This window comes from Flavitalea antarctica, assembly GCF_054461535.1.
Map to the genome: position 1 here is coordinate 102474 of NZ_JBTLQG010000003.1, position 19198 is coordinate 121671.

Genomic DNA, 19198 nt, shown 5'->3' on the forward strand with positions numbered 1-19198 from the left:
ACTGGCATAATTTATATCTGAAGGTGTTCGTGAAAATGAACACCTTTATTTTTTATATTGAGAGATGGAATTAAAGAACATGGTGCAGTCCTTATGAAGCGGATATTTTCCATTTTATTTTTGCTACTCAACCTGGCTTCGCTTCACGCGGAAAAGATATTCGATTTTAACAAGGATTGTCAGGAGGCATACCAGGAAATCCTCAGGCTCAGACTGCAATCGGGACAACATCTTATCGACCTGGAGAAAAAGAGACACCCGGAAAACCTGATTCCGCATTTGCTTGAAAATTACATTGATTTCTTTACGCTGTTTTTTAATGAAGATCCGGATGAGTATACCCGGCGCGTGTCAAACCGCGATAAGCGATTGACCCTGCTCGGTAAAGGTCCCACTAATTCTCCCTACTATCTTTTTAGTACAGCCACAATCCATTTCCAATGGGCCGTTATCAAAATTAAATTCGGCCATAACTGGGATGCGGGCTGGGAATTCCGTCGCTCTTTTATACAGGTAAAAGATAACGCTAAAAGATATCCGCAGTTCCTTCCTAATCAAATGTACCGTGGTGCCATGCAGGTGGCTGCCGGCACTATACCCGACGGTTACAGATGGCTCACCAATATGATGGGTATACGCGGCAGTATTCAATCAGGCATGAAGGAGTTGCGAACATTCCTTCAGTCGCCGGACCGCGGAGCCCTGCTTTACCGCAATGAAGGAATATTTTATTACTGCTATCTTTCATACTATATCGAAAATGATAAGGAAGGTGTATTGGCATATGTCCGCAGCCAGAAACTTGATCTCGTAAACAATCATCTTTTTTCATATCTCGCGGCCAACCTTAGTACACATAACCAGCAGGCGGAGACTGCCCTCGACATCCTTGATAAAAGAAGTACCGCGCCGGGATACCTGCAATCACCCGTCTGGGACCTCGAAAGAGGCTACATCTTACTGTACAAAGGTTCCCCCGAAGCACTGTATTATCTCGAACGTTTTGCTGCAACTTTCAAAGGCAGGTTTTATATGAAGGATGCGCTACAGAAAATCAGTTGGCTGTATTATATGAAAGGTGACCAGGTGAAAGCGGATGGTATAAGAAAACTGATACTTACCAAAGGCAACACCGACAGTGAAGCCGACAAACAGGCACAAAAAGAAGCGAAGACGAATTCCTGGCCAAACAAACTGTTGTTGCAGGCAAGACTTTATAGCGATGGTGGTTATCACCGTGAGGCACTACGCCTGTTACATGGAAAATCGGCCGCCGATTTTCAAAAACCTGAAGAAAAAACCGAGTTCTATTATCGTGCGGGAAGAATTTACGATGACCTGGGCAGAGATACCGAAGCTATAAATTTTTATAAACTTGCCATCCGTGATGGCAAGGACCGGCAGGAATATTTTGCGGCCAGGGCTGCCTTACAGATTGGATTCATTTACGAGAAACAACAAAACTATGAAGAGGCACTGGGCTGGTTCAAAACCTGTATCGCGATGAAGGATCACGACTACAAGAACGGCATCGACCAGCGTGCCAAGGCGGGTATTGACAGATGCGGGGTGGCGGTGAAAGATGGTGGAAAATAACCTGTGGTTTCTCGCATTTTCACCATGATTACTAAGGCGAAATAGCTAATTTTCAGTTTTTATCAGCGAGCATTGATCAGCAGGAATAAAATATATGCTTAACAGACTTCATATCCAGAATTACGCAATCATAGATGACATAGAAATTGATTTCTCCGGCAAACTAAATATCATAACCGGGGAGACCGGGGCAGGAAAATCAATATTGATGGGCGCACTTTCATTGATTCTTGGTGAGCGTGCAGATCTGACTGTCCTGCAAAACCGGGAAAAAAAATGTTTTGTTGAAGCAGTTTTTGCAACGGAGAAAAAAAAGGACATCCGGGAGTTTTTGAAGGCCGAAGATCTTGATGTCGAAGACGAACTTGTTATCCGCCGGGAAATAAATATAAACGGAAAATCGCGGGCATTCGTAAATGATACTCCCGTAAATCTTGAACAGCTCCGCAGGCTGAGTTCTATGTTGGTGGACCTGCATCAGCAGTTTGATACGCTGGAACTTGGTGACGCCGATTTCCAGCTGGAGGTGATTGATGCGTTGGCTGGGCATGCGCGGGTATTCAACAATTATACGGCAGTATATCGTCAATGGACAAACGCTGTCAGGGAACTCGCTGAGCTTAACTCAAAAAAGGAACAATTCACCAAAGAGTTTGATTACAATAAATTTTTATTTGATGAATTGGAAGAGGCGGCGTTGAAGCTAGATGAACTCGAAGAAGCAGACGCTGAGCTCAATCTCCTATCAAATTCAGAAGGCATAAAGGCCGTGCTTAACAAGTTGAGTTATGATCTGACCGGGGGGGAGGAGCCTGTAGTCTCATCCCTGAAATCTTTATGCGGCCAGCTGCAGACCTATTCATCGTACCATGCAAAATTGCCGGATATCCTTAGTCGCCTCCAATCTGCCCAGATAGAACTCCAGGATATTGCAGATGAAGTAGAGAACATTAGTGACCATGTACAATATGATCCCCGCCGGATTGAAGAACTCAATGAAAGAATTGCGGTGGGTTATAAACTGCAGAAAAAGCATGGGGTCAAGTCAACTGCTGATCTCCTTATGATCAAAAACGAATTGCAGGAAAAACTCCAGGATGTTCTGAATATTGATGAATCGATTGCCACGACCCAGGTCCTGATGAATAATTTACAAAAGGAGGCCACGGGTATTGCCAATGACCTGACCATAAACAGAACAAGACAGGTCGCTCCGCTTGAAAAAAACGTAAACGACCTGCTTTCAAAGGTTGGTATGCCAAACGCAAGGCTGAAAGTCCGTATTTCTGCACTGCCATCATTGGGGGAGGATGGACTTGACAAGATAGAATTATTGTTTGATGCGAATAAGAGCAACCGGTTTGAACCTATCAGGAAGGTGGCTTCAGGTGGAGAATTAAGCCGGCTGATGTTGTGCATTAAGTCACTGGTAGCCGAATCACTTGACCTGCCGACTTTGATATTTGATGAGATCGATACCGGAATTTCCGGTGAAGCAGCAAAACAGGTGGGCATAATCATGAAAGGCCTTGCACGGAAACGCCAGGTGATATCGATAACACATCAGCCGCAGATAGCAAGTCGGGCGGATGCACACTTTTTTGTTTATAAACAGATCAAGGGCGATACGATCAAAACCAATATCAGGATGCTGTCCAACGAAGAACGGATAACGGCAATTGCAAAAATGCTTGGCGGCGAAAAGCCAACTGCAGCTGCGTTGGAGAATGCACGTGAAATGGTAAACAACTGATCTGATCCTGGATAACAGGCCTGTCTGCTGAAAGTATTACTTCGCTATAATCCCTTATTTTTACCGCAACATTTCAATCACTATCAAAAATCCACTATGTCGTACAATCTCTTAAAAGGGAAGAAAGGAATTATTTTCGGAGCGTTAGATGAAAAATCGATGGCCTGGAGAACCGCATTGCGTTGTCATGAAGAAGGCGCGAGTATCGTACTTTCTAATGCACCGGTTGCCCTTCGTATGGGGGAAATAAATAAGTTATCAGCGCAAATAAACGCACCTGTATTCGGGGCCGATGTGACGAATATGGATGACCTGAAGAAACTTTTCGAAGGAGCAGCGGCTCATTTCAATGGTGGTGTTGATTTCATCCTGCATTCCGTGGGGATGAGCCTGAATGTGAGAAAGGGACGTGGTTATACTGACCTCGATTATGGATTCAATCAAAAAACACTTGATATCTCGGCAATGTCGCTGCACCGGGTTTTGAAAACTGCATGGGACATGGACATGCTCAATGAGTGGGGTAGTGTTGTTGCTCTTTCATATATAGCCGCCCAACGTGTATTTCCTGATTATAGTGAAATGGCCGATGCAAAAGCCTTACTTGAAAGTGTGGCCAGGAGTTTTGGCTATCATTATGCGTTAAGAAAAAAGGTGCGGATCAACACCGTCTCCCAGTCTCCGACCAAAACCACGGCTGGTTCAGGGGTTAAAGGATTTGACGGATTTATTGGTTATGCAGAGAAAATGAGCCCTCTTGGAAACGCCACAGCGGATCAGTGTGCAGATTATTGTGTTTCTCTTTTCAGTGACCTTACGAAGATGGTTACCATGCAGAATTTATTTCATGATGGTGGATTTTCGACAATGGGCGTAACGGAAGGCGTAATTACACAGATGGAAAAGTAATCACCATCCAACTTTATACTTTCTAATCAACATCCTGTCCAGATGCATATTGAACATCTCGCGATCTGGGTATCGGACCTGGAGCGCATGAAAGCGTTTTATTGCAAGTATTTTGGCGCGACTGCCGGCCCGGTTTACTTAAACCCCGTGAAGCAGTTCCAGTCGATTTTCCTGACTTTCGGCCATGGCCCTCGGATTGAGTTGATGAAAATGCCTGGTATTCCTGCCTCCGCTAATGATCCATACAGGCAGTTCTCGGGCCTGGTACATTTTGCCATCTCTGTTGGGTCAGCGCATGCAGTAGATGATATGGCAGACAGGTTAATCGGCGATGGGTTTGAATTGCTGGATGGACCAAGGATCACGGGCGACGGATATTACGAATGTGTGTTTTTGGACCCCGAAAAGAACAGGATCGAGATAACTGTCTGAATAAGTAAACGGTTCGGACAAGTGAACGGTTCAGACAAGTAAACGGTGTAAACAAGATAACGGTTTAAATAAAAAGCGGACTCAATGGTCCGCTTTTGTTATTCTGATAATTTGCTTCTTAATATTCGTCTTCATTAAAAAAGAAATCATCCTGGCTGGGATAATCCGGCCAGATGTCTTCGATGCCCTCATAGATTTCACCTTCGTCTTCGAGCTCTTGCAGGTTTTCAACCACCTCAATGGGTGCGCCGCTGCGGATCGCGTAATCAATAAGTTCATCCTTGGTAGCAGGCCAGGGTGCGTCTTCGAGATAGGATGCTAATTCGAGTGTCCAAAACATTATTATACCCGTTTTAATTTGATCCGGGAATTGAATTCTCCCCGTAATTTTTTCGCAAAAGTAAATTTCTAAACGATATAACCAAATCTAATATTGAAAAATGGTATCATATTTATTTTAATTTTCCTTTTAGCCTCCTGAACCGACTGGTTTGTAGTAATTTACGCCGCTGATAAAGACTTATGTTAAAAGCTGTCAACATACAAAAATTCTACGGAAAGCTGCAGGTGTTAAAAGGTGTGGACCTCGAGATAGCCAAGTCCGAGATCGTAAGCATAGCCGGCCCGTCGGGATCAGGTAAAAGCACCCTTCTGCATATCCTCGGTACGCTGGATGCACCATCGGCGGGGGAAGTAGTCATCAATGGGCAGGTGGTGAATTACCTTCGCGAGAAGGAGGTGGCAGCATTCCGGAATAAACATATTGGCTTTGTTTTCCAGTTTCACCACCTTCTCCCCGAATTCAGCGCTATCGAAAACGTATGCATACCCGGCTGGATGGCGGGACGAAAGAAAAAGGAAGTTGCGGAGAAAGCAGTTTCACTACTTGAAACGCTTGGGTTGAAACACCGGGTTGAAAACAAACCTGGCAGCCTTTCCGGGGGGGAACAACAGCGTGTCGCAGTCGCGAGGGCACTGATTAATGATCCCGCGATCATCTTCGCCGATGAACCTACGGGCAATCTCGACTCTGGCAATGCCAGGGAACTGCACCAGCTTTTCTTTGATCTGCGTAACCGTATGGGTCAGACTTTCCTGGTGGTTACCCATAACGAGGAACTGGCCACTATGAGTGACCGCATCCTGCACATGAAAGATGGAAAAATTGTCGAATAAATTTATTAGACCCTTGGCTTCCAGGCGATCTCAGGAGCACCCAGTTCCTTCCCTATAAATCTCGCCAGGATAAAAAGATAGTCGCTCAACCGGTTGAGGTACTTTATCACAAGCGGGTAATTTTCATGGGTCACATCTATAAGCCTTACACTTAGCCGTTCTGCACGACGACAGACACAACGGGTGATATGAATATTCGAAACGGTAACGTGCCCGCCGGGGAGTATGAAATTTTTCATCGCTGGCAGGGCTTCATTCATAACGTCAATTTCCTGTTCCAGCAGGTTAATATCCGCTTCATGCAGGTCAGGGATCATTAATTTGGATTCTTTCCCCGGATCGACCGCAAGCGATGAACCAATCGTAAACAACCTGTCCTGGATCTCCTGGAGTATTAGTTTAGAGTGCTCATCAGCGATAAGATCCCGGCAAAGGCCTATATATGAGTTTAACTCGTCGACCGTTCCATAGGCTTCTATCCGAAGATCTGCTTTTGAAATTTTAGTTCCTCCAATCAATGAGGTGGTACCGGAATCACCGGTTTTAGTGTAGATCTTGAATGCCATGGTGTGGAGGAACTATTTATGCATGAACCAATTTCTCAGTATTTAATCGGTCGCTTTCAATAAGCCCGTCTTTTAACCTTACAACGCGTTTTGCGTAATTCGCAATATCCTCTTCATGCGTAACGAGTACAACTGTGTTACCACTGGCGTGTATCGCATTGAAGATCTCCATAATTTCAACGGAAGTTTTAGAGTCGAGGTTACCCGTTGGTTCATCGGCAAGGATCAGTGCGGGACTATTTACAAGTGCCCTGGCAATGGCAACACGCTGACACTGACCACCACTCAGTTCGTTCGGTTTGTGGTGACTACGATCCTGCAGGCCAACCTTGGATATAACGTCCATGGCCATCTCCGTCCTTAGTTTTTTCGGAATGCCGGCATAAACCAGTGGAAGCGCCACATTTTCGGCAGCGGTCAGGCGTGGAAGGAGGTTGAATTGTTGAAAAACAAAGCCGATCTCCTTGTTACGGATCTCGGCAAGATTATCATCAGCCATCTTACTGGCATCATGTCCGTTCAGAATATAGGTTCCGGCAGTGGGAGTATCAAGGCAGCCTAAGATATTCATCAGTGTACTTTTTCCTGAGCCGGAAGGTCCCATCAAAGCCACATAATCCCCTTTGAAGATATCCAGGTTTATTCCCTTCAAAACAGAAATTGCCTGTTTACCCATGTAATAACTTTTGCGGATATCTTCAAGATGTATGATCGGGGTCATCAGGACTTTTTGATTTGATTAATGCAATACATGGGTCGTAAAGAAAAGCAATTATTACGGTTGATCCGAATTAATTTCGGCATTGTCGGGCTTCGAGATAACCTTTGGAACCAGGAAAAAACGGCTATCGTGGTCGGGGGCGTTTTTCAGACCATCTTCAAGACTTACGGAGCCCTTAACCGTATCTTCCCTTAATATGTTAAGATTTCCGGACATGTGCAGCAGCGGGGCTACGCCGGTAGTATCGAGTTCATTGAGTTTTTCTACAAACCTGATCATCTTTTCGAGATCTTTCCTGATATCTGTCTTCTCCTGATCATTGAATTCAAGCCTAGCCAGGTTAGCGAGGTTTTCAATCATTTTGTCGTTCACTTCCATGAAAACAAAAATAACAAAAAACTGCTTTATCTCTATCTTCGCCGTCCATTTGAAGAATAGGAGATTTCCCTGACGTATCCGGGACAGGGATTTCGGATAAAACATCAATGAACGCATGAAACAGATCGTAATGAGTGGGATCCGGCCGACCGGATTTTTACACCTGGGAAATTACTTCGGAGCAGTAAAAAATTACGTTCGTCTCCAGGATGAGTTCGAATGTTATTTTATGATCGCTGATCTCCATTCACTCACAACGCATCCCGATACCAGGGAGTTGAAAACTAATGTCAGGCGTGTTTTGTCTGAATATCTTGCCTGCGGCCTTGATCCCGACAAAGCGGCCCTATACTGCCAGAGTCATATAGTCGAGACTTCTGAATTGTACCTCTATCTGAATATGCTTGCCTATAAAGGAGAGCTTGAAAAAACGGTCACCTTCAAGGAAAAAGTAAGATTGCAGCCTGATAATTCAAATGCCGGTTTGCTGACCTATCCGGTGCTTCAGACTGCAGATATCCTGTTACATCGTGCAACGTATGTACCTGTCGGTAAGGACCAGGAGCAACATCTTGAAATGGCCAGGACCTTTGCTACCCGGTTTAATCACAGGTATGGAGAAATTTTTCCATTACCGCTTGCATTTAATTATGGCGTTGAATTAACGAAGGTGCCAAGCCTGGATGGCACGGGGAAAATGAGCAAAAGTGAGAATCAGAACGCAACCCTCTATTTGTCGGACAGCGACAAGGTGATAACAGATAAAATAAAAAAAGCACAGACTGACAGTGGCCCGACGGAGCAGAATGCTGAAAAGCCACCCTATATTAAGAATTTGTTCCAGCTTATGCAGCTGGCAAGTAATGCAGATACAACTGCCCGCTTTGAAGAGGCTTTCAATAACTGCACTATCCGTTATGGTGATATGAAGAAGCAACTGGCAGAGGACATGGTAAAATTTATCTCGCCAATCAGGGAAAAGGCAGACGCGATCCGCAATGATGAAAAATATCTCCGGGAAGTGATGGAAAAAGGGGCCGAAAAAGCGACTAAGAGCGCCGCCGCAACTATGTCAATCGTGCGGGAAGCGATGGGACTTAATTATTATTAATCAGGTAGAACAAGCCGAGCAATCAGTTACTAAGCCGGCAGAACAAGCTGACCGATTTTTTTAAGTGGGGGGGACAAATTGACCAATTGTTACCGGAGGAATATGTTTCTGCCAATTGGATGTAAAGGTTGAATAATTCATATCTTGACAAAACAAAATTGAAAACAGGCGCTCAAAATGGCAAAAAGTAAGAAACCAAAGCATATAGCAGTAGCAGGAAACATAGGTGCCGGTAAAACAACGCTGACGGAATTACTGAGTAAACATTATAAATGGATCCCGCAATTCGAAGACGTGGATCATAATCCATACCTTTTTGATTTTTATGAAGACATGCCACGCTGGTCTTTTAACCTCCAGATTTATTTCCTGAACAGCCGCCTTAATCAGTTGCTGGATATACAACGGGGTACGGAAACAATTGTCCAGGACAGGACCATTTATGAAGATGCACACATTTTCGCGCCAAACCTTCACGAGATGGGGCTTATGAACAAACGTGACTATGACAACTACTTTCAGTTTTTTGAAACACTTAAATCGATGGTTCAACCACCGGATCTGCTGATTTATCTGAAAGCCTCTGTCCCTACGCTGGTCGCCCAGATCCAGAAACGTGGCCGTGAATATGAAGAAAACATACGACTCGATTACCTGAAACGTCTTAATGATTATTATAACAAATGGATCGAGAGTTACCGTGAAGGTCCATTACTTGTGATCGACGTTGATAAAAACAAGTTTCCTGAAAATGAAGAGCATCTTGGTGATATTATCTCCAAAATAGATGCGCAGATTTACGGGTTGTTTTAATATTTGAAATGAAACGGGAAACATTCTCGAAGTTTTTCCTTCACCAGGGCCTGATCATTCTTATTGTAATCTACTTCGCATTTCATGGTTACGTCGTGCATTTTGGTTCTGTTCCTTCCGGAAGCCTGGTTTTATTATCACTGGTATTGATTGCCGTTTCGCTTTTCCTTCAACGCTTGTTTAATCTCGTTTTCAAAAACGAGGGCAAAGCAACCATATATACTGCTTTCCTGTTATTGATCATACTTTTCTTCGGAGTGCTCCAGGACATGGTCTCCGGTCAAAGAGCAATAGCAACACTGGGAAGACTGACCATCTTTTTTCCTTTCAGCATAGTTTTTCTCATTACCGGTTTTTTCCTCGTGCGAAGATCACGGTCCTCTTTCAGCAGGTCCAGGATGTTTCTTACCATCCTTATGCTTATTTATTTGTTCGTGGACCTGTTCAGTTTTGCACGGACAAACATTAACGGACCGGCTCCTGAAAATTCGGGCATCACCGACCAGGTCAATACGGCTTCCACCGGCAAAGGCAAGCCCTCTGTATATCTTATTTTGTTGGATGAATATGTTGGCAATGAAGGCCTCAATTCCTATTACCGATATCCAAACAATGCGTTCAGGGATAAACTGGCTGGTCATAACTTTCATATAACAAGCAACCCGTCCAGCAATTATCAGCTCACCATCTATTCAATGGCTTCCCTCTTAAATATGGAACTCCTCCCGTATGCGGCGCCGGCGGTGATTTCAAATCATTACGCGTATAAACAGGCCCTTCAGGCGTTGGATAAGAACAGGACCTGTGAGATGTTCCGAGGGATGGGTTACCGCGTGATCAACAAATCTCCTTTTTATTTCGGTGGACAGGCACCGGCCTACTCAAATGGCCTGCTGCCCGATAAAATGAACCTGGTACAACATCAGACTATGTACTACCGGGTGGCAAAAGCGCTACCCGATATTATGGCTGAAAAATTCGGAATGCGGGATATTGCCGAAAGAAATGCGGCGCTCGCAGACGAAAACAATAACCTGATGATGAGTGAAGTGTTGAAACAGTCGGCAACCCAATACGAGGCCCCTTCATTTACTTATCTGCACCTGATGATGCCCCATGATCCATTGGTGCGCGACAGCATGGGCAATTATTTAGGACTTACAAATTATGGGAGCGCCAGGGAAGCAGGAGAGGTAGATTCGGCTTATCTCCAATACCTCGTTTATTCGAATAATAAAATCGGACATTTTATAGATACCCTGAAGGCTAATACAAAAGACAGCGCGATCATTCTGCTGTTGAGTGATCATGGCTCAAGGCACCTCGCCAGGAAGAGTCCTTTTTATGCTTATAATAATCTCCAGGCTATATATCTTCCTTCGCGAAGTTATGAGTCCTGGTATCCTGCATTAAGCAATGTAAATGTGTTTCCATTGTTGTTCAATACAGTGTTTGGGCTGAAGGTTCCTCTGCAAAAAGACAGTATAGTGCGATAAGTGGTAGTTGCAATGGAGTGACAAATAGCCGCAGGAAGATTGTTGTAAGCGTGTCAAAATCTGTCACCCCGGATGTGGAAGATTGCCGCCAGGCCCAACGGTTATTGCAAGGGGCAATGTTTTATTTAGATGATTCCTGCATTAATTCCTGCGTATAGGCACGGTAGACATCGAGGCTTTTCAGGTCTTTCTCGATCTTTGTTAACCACTCCATCTGCTTATCAACTTTTCTCGAAAAATCAGTTTGCTGATCATATTCGCTTTGATAACTATGATGATCCTTCATTATATTTTCATAGATCTTATTCACATCATCACTAACTGTCTTGCTGTTGAATTTGTATTCTTTCAGCGCTTTGTTCAGCTTCCGCGCGTGCAATTCAGCAATGTCAAAATGCCCTTGTTCATGCCCCAGCACCAGGTCATTTTTGATCCTGACCCATGATTTCGTTTTGTCAAACCGGCATTTAATTGAATAAGTCATGCCCTTCTTACTAAAACCAAATTCTACATTGATGGCGGTGTTCGTAAGTGCCGCATTGGAGGCGTTCGCCGGCACCCGTCCCTTGAAGTCGGTCCAGTTAAGGCGTTTCGCACTATTCCATTCGATCAGGTCCTTCTGATCAGGATCACCAAAAACAAACAACAGGAAGGGGAAGAGATAAATAATGAGACTATTCATAGATGTGTAATACTAACGGCAAAATTTATTAATCAATATTAAAAGATTTCACAAAATTTATTCTGACAACCGACCATGTCGACCCCAAACATCGCCCCTTAAAACAAAAAAACTCCATCAAAGATTGATGGAGTTCCTATGGCAGAAATCGTTGAGACCGGAAAAACTTTAAAACTGGCGTCTAATATCCACAAAAAATCTGGAATTCGGTGCATTTGCTATCATTTATATTTTTGAAACGCCCGGCCGGCTCATCATAAAGCCTGTGATCCACATTTTTTTAGATAAATTGCAGCCTTGAAAATCAAGAGATGAGACATTTGCCCCTTAATCCGGAGATATTTATTGGGAACAGGAAGCGCTTTATCGAAAGGATGGAGAAAAACTCAATAGCCATTTTCAATTCTAACGACGAATTACCGATGAACGGGGATGCGCTCCATCGGTTTAAGCAAAATTCAGATCTATACTGGCTTACAGGTATAGAACAGGAAGACACGATGCTGATTCTCTTTCCTGACAATCCCGATCCCTTGTACAGAGAGGTGCTCGTTCTTGTCCGTCCTAACGAGTTAAAAGAGAAATGGGATGGTAAAAGGTTAAGGGCAGATGAGGGCAAAGCCATATCAGGAATAAAAAGTGTAATGTGGCTCGATGTACTGGAAGCACCACTGCAAACGTGGATCCACCTGGCAGATAATATCTATCTCAACTCTAATGAAAACGACAGGAAGTCGAACTCGGTGCCGGTGAGAGATTACCGTTTCGCCAAAGAAATGAGAGATAAATACCCCCTGCACAATTACCGCCGCAGTGCCCGCCTCCTAAAGGATCTCCGTGGAGTAAAATCGTCTTTCGAAATTGAGGTAGTCCAAAAGGCGGTTGATATAACGAAAAATACTTTTGACCGTGTATTGAAATTTGTTCGACCTGGTGTTATGGAATACGAAATCGAGGCGGAAATATATCATTCCTTTATATCTCAGCGTTCAGACGGTCCGGCTTATTCAAGCATCATCGCATCCGGCGATCGCGCCAGGACACTTCATTATGTCACCAACAACCAGGAGTGCAAAGAAGGTGAACTTATTCTGATGGACTTTGGAGCATCATATGGTGGTTACAATGCCGACCTGACGCGCACTATACCAGTGAGTGGTAAGTTTAGTGCCCGTCAGAAAGAGGTATATAATGCCTGCCTGCACCTGCACAACTATGCCAAAAGCATTTTGAAGCCTGGTATCACACTGAATGATTATACTGACAGGGTAGGGAAGGAAGCGACCACGCAGTTTGTAAAGCTTGGCCTGATCTCCGAAGCCGATGCAAAAAATGAAGACGGCGAAAATAAATTATACAGGAAATTTCTTTACCACGGAATTTCCCACCACCTCGGGCTTGATGTACATGATCTCGGCACGAGGACTGAACCTTTGACTGAAGGAATGTTGTTGACCGTTGAACCCGGAATCTATATCGAGGAGGAGCAGATTGGTATCAGGATCGAGAACAATGTGTGGCTGACTGCCGATGGAAACAAGGACCTGATGGAAAATATTCCGGTTACGGTAGAAGACATTGAATCGCTTATGAAGAAAGCTAACTAAACAATATCTATGAAGCAGATCCCGAACGTATTTACCCTACTCAATCTTTTTTTCGGTTGTATAGCCATTGTATTCATTCTTCAAACGGGAGAGTCTTTAATTATGCAGGATGGCGGAAGCTGGGTTGCACAATTTCCAGAAAAGATCTGGTGGGGATCAGTATTCATCGGTATCGCCGCAATTATTGATTTTCTTGATGGCTTCGTTGCCAGATTGTTCAATGCAACTTCTGCCATGGGCAAACAACTGGATTCCCTTGCCGATGTCGTCAGCTTCGGCGTTGCTCCTGCAATGATTCTTTACCAGTTGTTAAGGATCTCATACATCCAGGAAGAAACCGGTTTGGATACAAGTATGATGGCACTGGCTCCGGCCTTTATTTTTCCCTGCGCAGGGGCTTACCGCCTTGCAAGGTTCAATATTGATAAAAGCCAGCAGTTTGGATTCAGGGGAGTGCCCATACCTGCTGCAGGGTTGGTTGTTGCTTCTTTTCCACTGATCCTCTTCGGTAGCCAGAATTTTGAGCTCAATACATTGTTTACGAACAAGTGGTTGTTGTATGCAGTAATTCTTGTGTTAAGTCTGCTGATGGTAAGCCGTCTTCCATTGATGGCCATGAAGTTTTCGGACTTTTCTGTGAAAAATAACCTTTCCAAGTTTATACTGCTGGGCTTATCTGTGATCGCAATAGTTTTTTTACAATGGCTGGCGGTTCCCGTTATTTTTATTCTTTACATCATAGTATCTTTGATCTTTAAGGAAAAAAGGTATTAAACCAATTATCATGTTATATACTGTTGAGGTTAAAGTTATGCCGTTAAAAGAGTTGCTGGATCCCCAGGGTAAAGCAGTAATGGGCGGCCTTTCCAATCTTGGTTTGAAAAATGTTTCCGATGTCAGGATTGGCAAAAATATTACCCTGCAGGTTGAAGCAGCTGATCCGGACGCAGCCAGGGCGATTGCCGAAGAAGCTTCGAAAAAATTATTGGCCAACCCGGTTATGGAATATTTCGAAGTACAAGTTAACTGAATTTAAACCTGGGTTTTGGTGATGAATCCTGAGTGCTTCACTATGTCACTGAATTTTACTTTGCGTTATGCTCTATATCATACCGACTCCCATTGGCAATTTGCAGGATATAACGCTACGCGCGCTTGAGTTGCTGAAGTCGGTTGACCTTATACTTGCTGAAGACACACGTACTTCTTCCAGGTTATTGAATCACTACCAGATCACAAAACAACTTACCACTTATCACCAGCACAATGAACACCAGGTTGTACAGCACCTGGTTAACCAGATGCTTGGCGGTAAAACAATGGCACTGATCACTGATGCAGGCACACCCGCTATCTCTGATCCGGGTTTTCTTTTAGTAAGAGCATGTATACGGGAAGGGGTAAAAGTAGAGTGTCTCCCGGGACCAACTGCATTTGTCCCGGCGCTGGTAAACAGCGGCCTCCCTGCGAACAGGTTTTCCTTCGAAGGATTTCTCCCGCTAAAAAAGGGGCGCCAGTCCATGTTCAAAAAAATCGCACTCGAAGAAAGGACCATGATATTTTATGAATCGCCTATGCGGCTTGTAAAAACCCTGGCGGATTTTATAGAATACCTCGGGCCGGGCAGACAATGCAGTGTGAGTCGTGAGCTATCAAAAATCTTTGAAGAAAATGTGCGCGGAACATTACAGGAAGTGTATGATCACTTCAATCAAAAGGTTGTGAAAGGGGAGATAGTACTGGTAGTTGCAGGATTGGAATAAAGCTTTGTAACTCTGCCGATGAAACTTTGTGATTTTATTTGATAGTGCGGGATTGATATTTGCATTATAGAAATGGATTTATTACCAACCCTCATTTTTATCATCAAATTTATGAAGCATTTATTTTCAGCGGTGTTCATGATAGTTGCGTTTTGCTTTTTCGCCGCTCCCATACAAGCCCAGATCAGAAAGATCCCATCTGCAGTTACTGATTCATTTAAAGACAAATATCCTGATGCTAACGGCGTGGAATGGCGCGACAAGGTATCAGTGTTTTCTGCTGTCTTTAGCAGGGATGGGGTCAGCTATGAAGCAAAATATAATTCGAAGGGAGAATGGCTGAATACCGAAAGTGAATTAGCTGTTGATGATCTGCCTTCTGATGTCAAAGAAGGTTTTGAAAAAAGTAAATACGCCGACTGGGAGATTGAAAAGATACACAAGATCCAACTGCCGGGTGATAAGGTACAGTATCGGGTGCTGGTAGGCAAGACCGACATTCAGAAAAAGAACTTAGTGTACTCTTCGCAGGGAAGATTGTTAAAAGATAAGATCACCTTGTAAAACGAAGGTTCCAGGTACGTCATGAAGATTGTTTTCGGTTGCTTATGTCAGCTAGTAATGTTTTCACTGCTTCACCAATTTTCAATTCGAGTTCCGGATCTTTTATATTACCCTGTTCATCCAGTTTTGACCTGATAAAGGAGATCAACAGCGCACACCCGGGAGCCGGTGGAGCCGTTAAAGCGCCTAAGATTGCAAGTAGCGACTCGTGGGCATGTTCGCCGCCGGTTGCTGCAGTAATAAGCATCGTCGGTTTGTTTACAAAATCACCTGATCCGACTATCCAGTCAAGAGCATTCTTCAAAGTGCCGGGCACACCATAGGCATACTCAGGTGTAATAAATATTACAGCTTGGGAATCCGCGATCGTTTTTCTCCATTCGACAACAGCATCTGAAGGTTCGTCAGCGTCATTGAAATGAGGAAGCTCACCGGTGCCTGCGAACACCCTGGTTTCATAATTGGCGGGAAAATGTTTCGAAACAGCTGGAATAAGTTTGTGTGAAGAAGAATTATTTCTTAGACTTCCCGGCACTATCAGGATTTTGTTTTGCATGGTACAGGTTAAATTAATCTTGCCATTCAGTAGCAGGGTATTCACGGTTTGTCATTGCCTTCAGTGTCCTCCAGTTCCTTCAGGATCTGGCTCACATCACCCTCTGTTTCCGCGAGCTTCTTTTTACAAATGTTAATCAGCAAAGCGGCCCGCTTAACCTTTTCTGATAGAAGATCAACTGAAATTTCACCTTCTTCCATTTCAGATACGATTGACTGAAGTTCTTCAAACGCGTCGGTATAATTCAGGATTTCGTTCATAGATCTATGGTAGTTTTTGTAGAAGTTACGGTCGAAGCAATAGTTCCGTCCGTAACCGCTGTGATGATTTTGTCTCCTTTATTTATTTGACTGAGTGTAGTCAGCAGTTTGCCATTGACTGTCGTGAAACTGTAGCCTCGTTTTAACACCTGCATAGGGCTCAGGATATTTATTACCTTCTCCATGTTTTGGAGATCTCCTGCTTTTTGTTTGATAAGTCCCCGGCTGGCTGTTGCCAGCGCATTTCGCTGTTCATCAACTGAGCTCCGGTTCCGGGATAGCCAAATACTTGCAGCGCCTGAAACCTGGCGGCTGTACTGATTGAGTGATCTTTCAGAAATCAAAATTGCATTGCGTGAGTGTTGCAATAATGATCTTGAAGCAAACGCTATCTTTTGTTTGTCGCTGGTTATAGCGGCCCTGGTTACGGACCTCAGGTATTTCGCAAGGTTCAGCAGCGATGTTTTTTCTTCGCGGATCAAACGATTGGCTTTTTGGACCAGCATGTTTTCTGCTTCCTGCAAGGGCACAGAGAATTCATGATAATGTTGAAGCAGAAAATCGGCAAGTTCAGTAGGTGTGATCGCATTTTTGAAAGCAACCATTTCGCTTACCGTTTCATTGGTAGAATGACCGATACCTGTGATCACCGGTATCGGATAAAGTGCAATTGTTTTTGCAAGTTCATAATCATTGTAGCAGGTTAAACCCACATCACCGCCGCCACCCCTGATAATGGCGACCACGTCAAAGTGAGCGATTACTTTTTTGATTTGTTTTAGCTGGTAAATGATGGAAGGCACTGCTTTATCGCCCTGAAGGAAAGCAGGGAACAACATGGAAAAGAAACTGTATTCCCAACTGTTCCCTTTCATAATCTTCATAAAATCAGAATACCCCTTGCTGCTTTCAACTGAAATAATGGCGATTCTCTTGGGGAGAAGCGGGAAACTCAGCGACTTGTTTTTCTCGAATATACCTTCTGCCTGGAGACGGGCAATGGCAAGTTGTTTCTCCTTCTCGAGTTCACCAAGAGAATACCACGGATCAATTTCAGTTATCCGGAGGCTCAAGCCAAAAACCGGATCAAACTGAATGCGGGCGGAAAAAAGAATAGTGATACCATCCTTTAATGGTTCATGCAAAACTTCCAGGAACTGACGATTAATACGGTTGTAATCATCACGCCATAAAACGGATTTCAGTTCTGCAATAACCCGCCCATCTTTCTTTTCAACCAGTTCTGGAAAGCAGTGGCCTGACTGCGCATACAAATTCAACTTGTTTACTTCACCCCTGATCCAGAATGAACTCGTGTATCTTTCATTGAGCGTCTTTTGGATGCTTTTTGACACCTCCAGTAATGAGAATACTCTTTTATCATTTATCGTTTCGGGCATAATTGACTGCTAATTGCATTTAATTGCTCAATGCTTTGGTTTCTTTAAGCATTTACGGCTCGATGTTTTTAATCTGGCATAATTGACTACTAATTCCTTTTGATTGCTCAATGTTTTTAATTGCCCGGTGTCTTTAATTCTCAACGCCTTCAATTGCTCAATGCTTTATCTATTATAGCGGTTAACTCAGCATGCTGGCTCGGAGGGGGGGCATTAAAATCAAGCACGTTCCCATTTTTATCGATCAGTATATACCGTGGCACACCGCTTACAGCATATGCATTTACTACAAAGGTATTACTATCATGCAACTGCAACCACCGTGGCTTATCCAGCTTCAGGGCACGCTTCCAGTCGGACATTTTATCACTTACCGCCACACCTATGAAAGCGATATCTGCCCGTTGGTTATATCTGTTTATTATACTGTGCATATAAGGTGTTTCCAGCCTGCAGGGTAAACACCAGCTTGCCCAAAGATCCATGTAAACAAGCTTGCCTCTGAAACTTTCAAGGCTAAAGATTTTGCCGGTTGTATCTTTCAACCGGAACACGGGAGCAGGCCTTCCTAGTTGTACGCTAGTTAACAGATTAAGCTTATAATGATAACGTCGGTCAATATCATTTCTCAGGGTGCCATATGACAACTGGTTGAGGTAAGGTTGATACAGCGTTTTGTGATTATTGATTTCCAGGAGCCCCTGCGAGGAGTCGATCGCCTGGCGCATCAGTTTATAAAAAAGAAAATCTTTGAGTGAACGGTGCCGCACATCGATTGCCGTATCAATAGTTTTCAGCAGTTGATCATATCGTCTGATTTCTGCCGGATCTTTCAGCGAAGTGTACCCGGGATTGATTGCTGCCGGTTGCCCGCTTTTCGCCTTCTGAAAAACACTGTCGAGCTCTCCCCATGCCCCTTTAACCGTTTCTGTATTTATCCCCGGGTTGTCACTGATGATGATCTGCAGGGGATATCCCGGCGCTATAAAAACTTCTCTCAGATTCCTTTTGCCTTGCCTGATAAATCCTGTTCCCGGGATAAGGACATTGCGTACCTGTAAACGATAATCACCTGTTTCTTTCACCCTGGTGAAAGTATCGATAGAATGGGTGTCTGAAATGGTGTTTATCCGCAAAAATGAAAACGTTTCAACTGTTTGATTCCCATGAACTGCGATCCCGAGTGTAGATTGAGCGTTACCGGCAGCACCGCATATTTGTAGTAATATAATCAGGGGCAACTTAACGCTTAGTGCGCAACCATTCTGAAAGAGCCTGCCTTTAGCAAATAGCCTACTTATAAATGAGAGCCTACTGGTAACAACGAGCATCCCCGATAAAACTGACCTGGTTGCGTACACGCAGTCTAACGACAACTGCATACATTTTTTTGACCGCTGTATCTTCATCGCTTA

At 44.0% G+C, this 19198-nt stretch carries 22 protein-coding genes; 13 read left to right on the forward strand and 9 right to left on the reverse strand.

The features are described from left to right. The first annotated feature begins 93 nt into the window (after positions 1-93). The 4 genes from ACX0G7_RS04860 to ACX0G7_RS04875 all read left to right on the forward strand — a co-directional run bounded on the left by ACX0G7_RS04860 (position 94) and on the right by ACX0G7_RS04875 (position 4690). Positions 94-1596, forward strand: coding sequence for a tetratricopeptide repeat protein (locus tag ACX0G7_RS04860; RefSeq protein WP_458922306.1), 1503 nt, complete (start codon positions 94-96; stop codon positions 1594-1596). A 94-nt stretch (positions 1597-1690) separates the two neighbouring features. Beyond that, positions 1691-3349 carry a DNA repair protein RecN gene (gene recN / locus ACX0G7_RS04865; RefSeq protein ID WP_458922307.1) on the forward strand — a complete coding sequence of 553 codons (1659 nt, stop codon included), beginning with the start codon at positions 1691-1693 and terminating at the stop codon, positions 3347-3349. Between the two features lie 96 nt (positions 3350-3445). Beyond that, positions 3446-4258, forward strand: coding sequence for an enoyl-ACP reductase FabI (locus ACX0G7_RS04870; RefSeq protein WP_458922308.1), 813 nt, complete (start codon positions 3446-3448; stop codon positions 4256-4258). Positions 4259-4300: 42 nt separating this feature from the next. Continuing rightward, positions 4301-4690, forward strand: coding sequence for a VOC family protein (locus ACX0G7_RS04875; RefSeq protein ID WP_458922309.1), 390 nt, complete (start codon positions 4301-4303; stop codon positions 4688-4690). 118 nt (positions 4691-4808) lie between these two features. Here the strand turns inward: ACX0G7_RS04875 and ACX0G7_RS04880 are convergent, their stop codons facing one another. After that, entirely contained in the window at positions 4809-5030 is a 222-nt protein-coding gene (locus tag ACX0G7_RS04880; protein ID WP_014221625.1) for a DUF2795 domain-containing protein, read from the reverse strand. Positions 5031-5212: 182 nt separating this feature from the next. Here ACX0G7_RS04880 and ACX0G7_RS04885 point away from each other — a divergent pair, with 182 nt between their 5' ends. Further along, a complete protein-coding gene (locus ACX0G7_RS04885; protein WP_458922310.1) occupies positions 5213-5866 on the forward strand; it encodes an ABC transporter ATP-binding protein in 654 nt (217 codons plus the stop codon). A 5-nt stretch (positions 5867-5871) separates the two neighbouring features. Here the strand turns inward: ACX0G7_RS04885 and ACX0G7_RS04890 are convergent, their stop codons facing one another. The 3 genes from ACX0G7_RS04890 to gatC are packed head-to-tail and all read right to left on the reverse strand — an operon-like array spanning position 5872 to position 7648. Then, positions 5872-6432 (reverse strand): cob(I)yrinic acid a,c-diamide adenosyltransferase, encoded by a 561-nt coding sequence (locus ACX0G7_RS04890; protein WP_458922311.1) that lies wholly within the window; start codon positions 6430-6432, stop codon positions 5872-5874. A gap of 16 nt (positions 6433-6448) precedes the next feature. Then, entirely contained in the window at positions 6449-7153 is a 705-nt protein-coding gene (locus ACX0G7_RS04895) for an ABC transporter ATP-binding protein (RefSeq protein WP_458922312.1), read from the reverse strand. A gap of 54 nt (positions 7154-7207) precedes the next feature. Next, on the reverse strand, positions 7208-7648 hold the full coding sequence (gene gatC / locus ACX0G7_RS04900) for an Asp-tRNA(Asn)/Glu-tRNA(Gln) amidotransferase subunit GatC (RefSeq protein WP_458922313.1): 441 nt from the start codon (positions 7646-7648) through the stop codon (positions 7208-7210). On the opposite strand from gatC, the gene trpS reads away from it, so the two are divergent. The 3 genes from trpS (at position 7647) to ACX0G7_RS04915 (ending at position 10951) form a co-directional block, all read left to right on the forward strand. After that, positions 7647-8642, forward strand: coding sequence for a tryptophan--tRNA ligase (gene trpS / locus ACX0G7_RS04905; RefSeq protein ID WP_458922314.1), 996 nt, complete (start codon positions 7647-7649; stop codon positions 8640-8642). The genes gatC and trpS overlap by 2 nt on opposite strands. A 177-nt stretch (positions 8643-8819) precedes the next feature. Next, a complete protein-coding gene (locus ACX0G7_RS04910) occupies positions 8820-9455 on the forward strand; it encodes a deoxynucleoside kinase (RefSeq protein ID WP_458922315.1) in 636 nt (211 codons plus the stop codon). An 8-nt stretch (positions 9456-9463) separates the two neighbouring features. Continuing rightward, entirely contained in the window at positions 9464-10951 is a 1488-nt protein-coding gene (locus ACX0G7_RS04915) for a sulfatase-like hydrolase/transferase (RefSeq protein ID WP_458922316.1), read from the forward strand. Positions 10952-11072: 121 nt separating this feature from the next. Here the strand turns inward: ACX0G7_RS04915 and ACX0G7_RS04920 are convergent, their stop codons facing one another. After that, on the reverse strand, positions 11073-11633 hold the full coding sequence (locus ACX0G7_RS04920) for a DUF922 domain-containing protein (protein ID WP_458922317.1): 561 nt from the start codon (positions 11631-11633) through the stop codon (positions 11073-11075). A 311-nt stretch (positions 11634-11944) separates the two neighbouring features. Here ACX0G7_RS04920 and ACX0G7_RS04925 point away from each other — a divergent pair, with 311 nt between their 5' ends. The 5 genes from ACX0G7_RS04925 to ACX0G7_RS04945 all read left to right on the forward strand — a co-directional run bounded on the left by ACX0G7_RS04925 (position 11945) and on the right by ACX0G7_RS04945 (position 15567). Further along, the gene (locus tag ACX0G7_RS04925; protein WP_458922318.1) at positions 11945-13240 is read left to right on the forward strand and encodes an aminopeptidase P family protein; all 1296 of its coding nucleotides are present in this window, start codon (positions 11945-11947) and stop codon (positions 13238-13240) included. Positions 13241-13249: 9 nt separating this feature from the next. Beyond that, entirely contained in the window at positions 13250-14014 is a 765-nt protein-coding gene (gene pssA / locus ACX0G7_RS04930) for a CDP-diacylglycerol--serine O-phosphatidyltransferase (protein ID WP_458922319.1), read from the forward strand. Positions 14015-14024: 10 nt separating this feature from the next. Beyond that, positions 14025-14270 (forward strand): phosphoribosylformylglycinamidine synthase subunit PurS, encoded by a 246-nt coding sequence (purS, locus tag ACX0G7_RS04935; RefSeq protein WP_458922320.1) that lies wholly within the window; start codon positions 14025-14027, stop codon positions 14268-14270. Between the two features lie 67 nt (positions 14271-14337). After that, positions 14338-15003, forward strand: coding sequence for a 16S rRNA (cytidine(1402)-2'-O)-methyltransferase (rsmI, locus tag ACX0G7_RS04940; protein WP_458922321.1), 666 nt, complete (start codon positions 14338-14340; stop codon positions 15001-15003). A 111-nt stretch (positions 15004-15114) separates the two neighbouring features. Continuing rightward, positions 15115-15567 (forward strand): PepSY-like domain-containing protein, encoded by a 453-nt coding sequence (locus ACX0G7_RS04945; RefSeq protein WP_458922322.1) that lies wholly within the window; start codon positions 15115-15117, stop codon positions 15565-15567. A 19-nt stretch (positions 15568-15586) separates the two neighbouring features. Here ACX0G7_RS04945 and ACX0G7_RS04950 read toward each other — a convergent pair whose 3' ends face one another. The 4 genes from ACX0G7_RS04950 to ACX0G7_RS04965 all read right to left on the reverse strand — a co-directional run bounded on the left by ACX0G7_RS04950 (position 15587) and on the right by ACX0G7_RS04965 (position 19165). Next, entirely contained in the window at positions 15587-16123 is a 537-nt protein-coding gene (locus ACX0G7_RS04950) for an NADPH-dependent FMN reductase (RefSeq protein ID WP_458922323.1), read from the reverse strand. 41 nt (positions 16124-16164) lie between these two features. Further along, the gene (xseB, locus tag ACX0G7_RS04955) at positions 16165-16383 is read right to left on the reverse strand and encodes an exodeoxyribonuclease VII small subunit (protein WP_458922324.1); all 219 of its coding nucleotides are present in this window, start codon (positions 16381-16383) and stop codon (positions 16165-16167) included. After that, on the reverse strand, positions 16380-17783 hold the full coding sequence (xseA, locus tag ACX0G7_RS04960) for an exodeoxyribonuclease VII large subunit (protein WP_458922325.1): 1404 nt from the start codon (positions 17781-17783) through the stop codon (positions 16380-16382). Before xseA ends, xseB begins: the two co-directional genes overlap by 4 nt. 149 nt (positions 17784-17932) lie before the next feature. Next, positions 17933-19165 (reverse strand): TlpA family protein disulfide reductase, encoded by a 1233-nt coding sequence (locus tag ACX0G7_RS04965; protein WP_458922326.1) that lies wholly within the window; start codon positions 19163-19165, stop codon positions 17933-17935. Between the last annotated feature and the right edge of the window lie 33 nt (positions 19166-19198).

Coding starts and splice junctions, on each gene's coding strand:
- ACX0G7_RS04860 (WP_458922306.1), top strand. CDS start 94: ATGAAGCGGATATTTTCCATTTTATTTTTGCTACTCAACCTGGCTTCG.
- recN (WP_458922307.1), top strand. CDS start 1,691: ATGCTTAACAGACTTCATATCCAGAATTACGCAATCATAGATGACATA.
- ACX0G7_RS04870 (WP_458922308.1), top strand. CDS start 3,446: ATGTCGTACAATCTCTTAAAAGGGAAGAAAGGAATTATTTTCGGAGCG.
- ACX0G7_RS04875 (WP_458922309.1), top strand. CDS start 4,301: ATGCATATTGAACATCTCGCGATCTGGGTATCGGACCTGGAGCGCATG.
- ACX0G7_RS04880 (WP_014221625.1), bottom strand. CDS start 5,030: ATGTTTTGGACACTCGAATTAGCATCCTATCTCGAAGACGCACCCTGG.
- ACX0G7_RS04885 (WP_458922310.1), top strand. CDS start 5,213: ATGTTAAAAGCTGTCAACATACAAAAATTCTACGGAAAGCTGCAGGTG.
- ACX0G7_RS04890 (WP_458922311.1), bottom strand. CDS start 6,432: ATGGCATTCAAGATCTACACTAAAACCGGTGATTCCGGTACCACCTCA.
- ACX0G7_RS04895 (WP_458922312.1), bottom strand. CDS start 7,153: ATGACCCCGATCATACATCTTGAAGATATCCGCAAAAGTTATTACATG.
- trpS (WP_458922314.1), top strand. CDS start 7,647: ATGAAACAGATCGTAATGAGTGGGATCCGGCCGACCGGATTTTTACAC.
- gatC (WP_458922313.1), bottom strand. CDS start 7,648: ATGCGTTCATTGATGTTTTATCCGAAATCCCTGTCCCGGATACGTCAG.
- ACX0G7_RS04910 (WP_458922315.1), top strand. CDS start 8,820: ATGGCAAAAAGTAAGAAACCAAAGCATATAGCAGTAGCAGGAAACATA.
- ACX0G7_RS04915 (WP_458922316.1), top strand. CDS start 9,464: ATGAAACGGGAAACATTCTCGAAGTTTTTCCTTCACCAGGGCCTGATC.
- ACX0G7_RS04920 (WP_458922317.1), bottom strand. CDS start 11,633: ATGAATAGTCTCATTATTTATCTCTTCCCCTTCCTGTTGTTTGTTTTT.
- ACX0G7_RS04925 (WP_458922318.1), top strand. CDS start 11,945: ATGAGACATTTGCCCCTTAATCCGGAGATATTTATTGGGAACAGGAAG.
- pssA (WP_458922319.1), top strand. CDS start 13,250: ATGAAGCAGATCCCGAACGTATTTACCCTACTCAATCTTTTTTTCGGT.
- purS (WP_458922320.1), top strand. CDS start 14,025: ATGTTATATACTGTTGAGGTTAAAGTTATGCCGTTAAAAGAGTTGCTG.
- rsmI (WP_458922321.1), top strand. CDS start 14,338: ATGCTCTATATCATACCGACTCCCATTGGCAATTTGCAGGATATAACG.
- ACX0G7_RS04945 (WP_458922322.1), top strand. CDS start 15,115: ATGAAGCATTTATTTTCAGCGGTGTTCATGATAGTTGCGTTTTGCTTT.
- ACX0G7_RS04950 (WP_458922323.1), bottom strand. CDS start 16,123: ATGCAAAACAAAATCCTGATAGTGCCGGGAAGTCTAAGAAATAATTCT.
- xseB (WP_458922324.1), bottom strand. CDS start 16,383: ATGAACGAAATCCTGAATTATACCGACGCGTTTGAAGAACTTCAGTCA.
- xseA (WP_458922325.1), bottom strand. CDS start 17,783: ATGCCCGAAACGATAAATGATAAAAGAGTATTCTCATTACTGGAGGTG.
- ACX0G7_RS04965 (WP_458922326.1), bottom strand. CDS start 19,165: ATGCAGTTGTCGTTAGACTGCGTGTACGCAACCAGGTCAGTTTTATCG.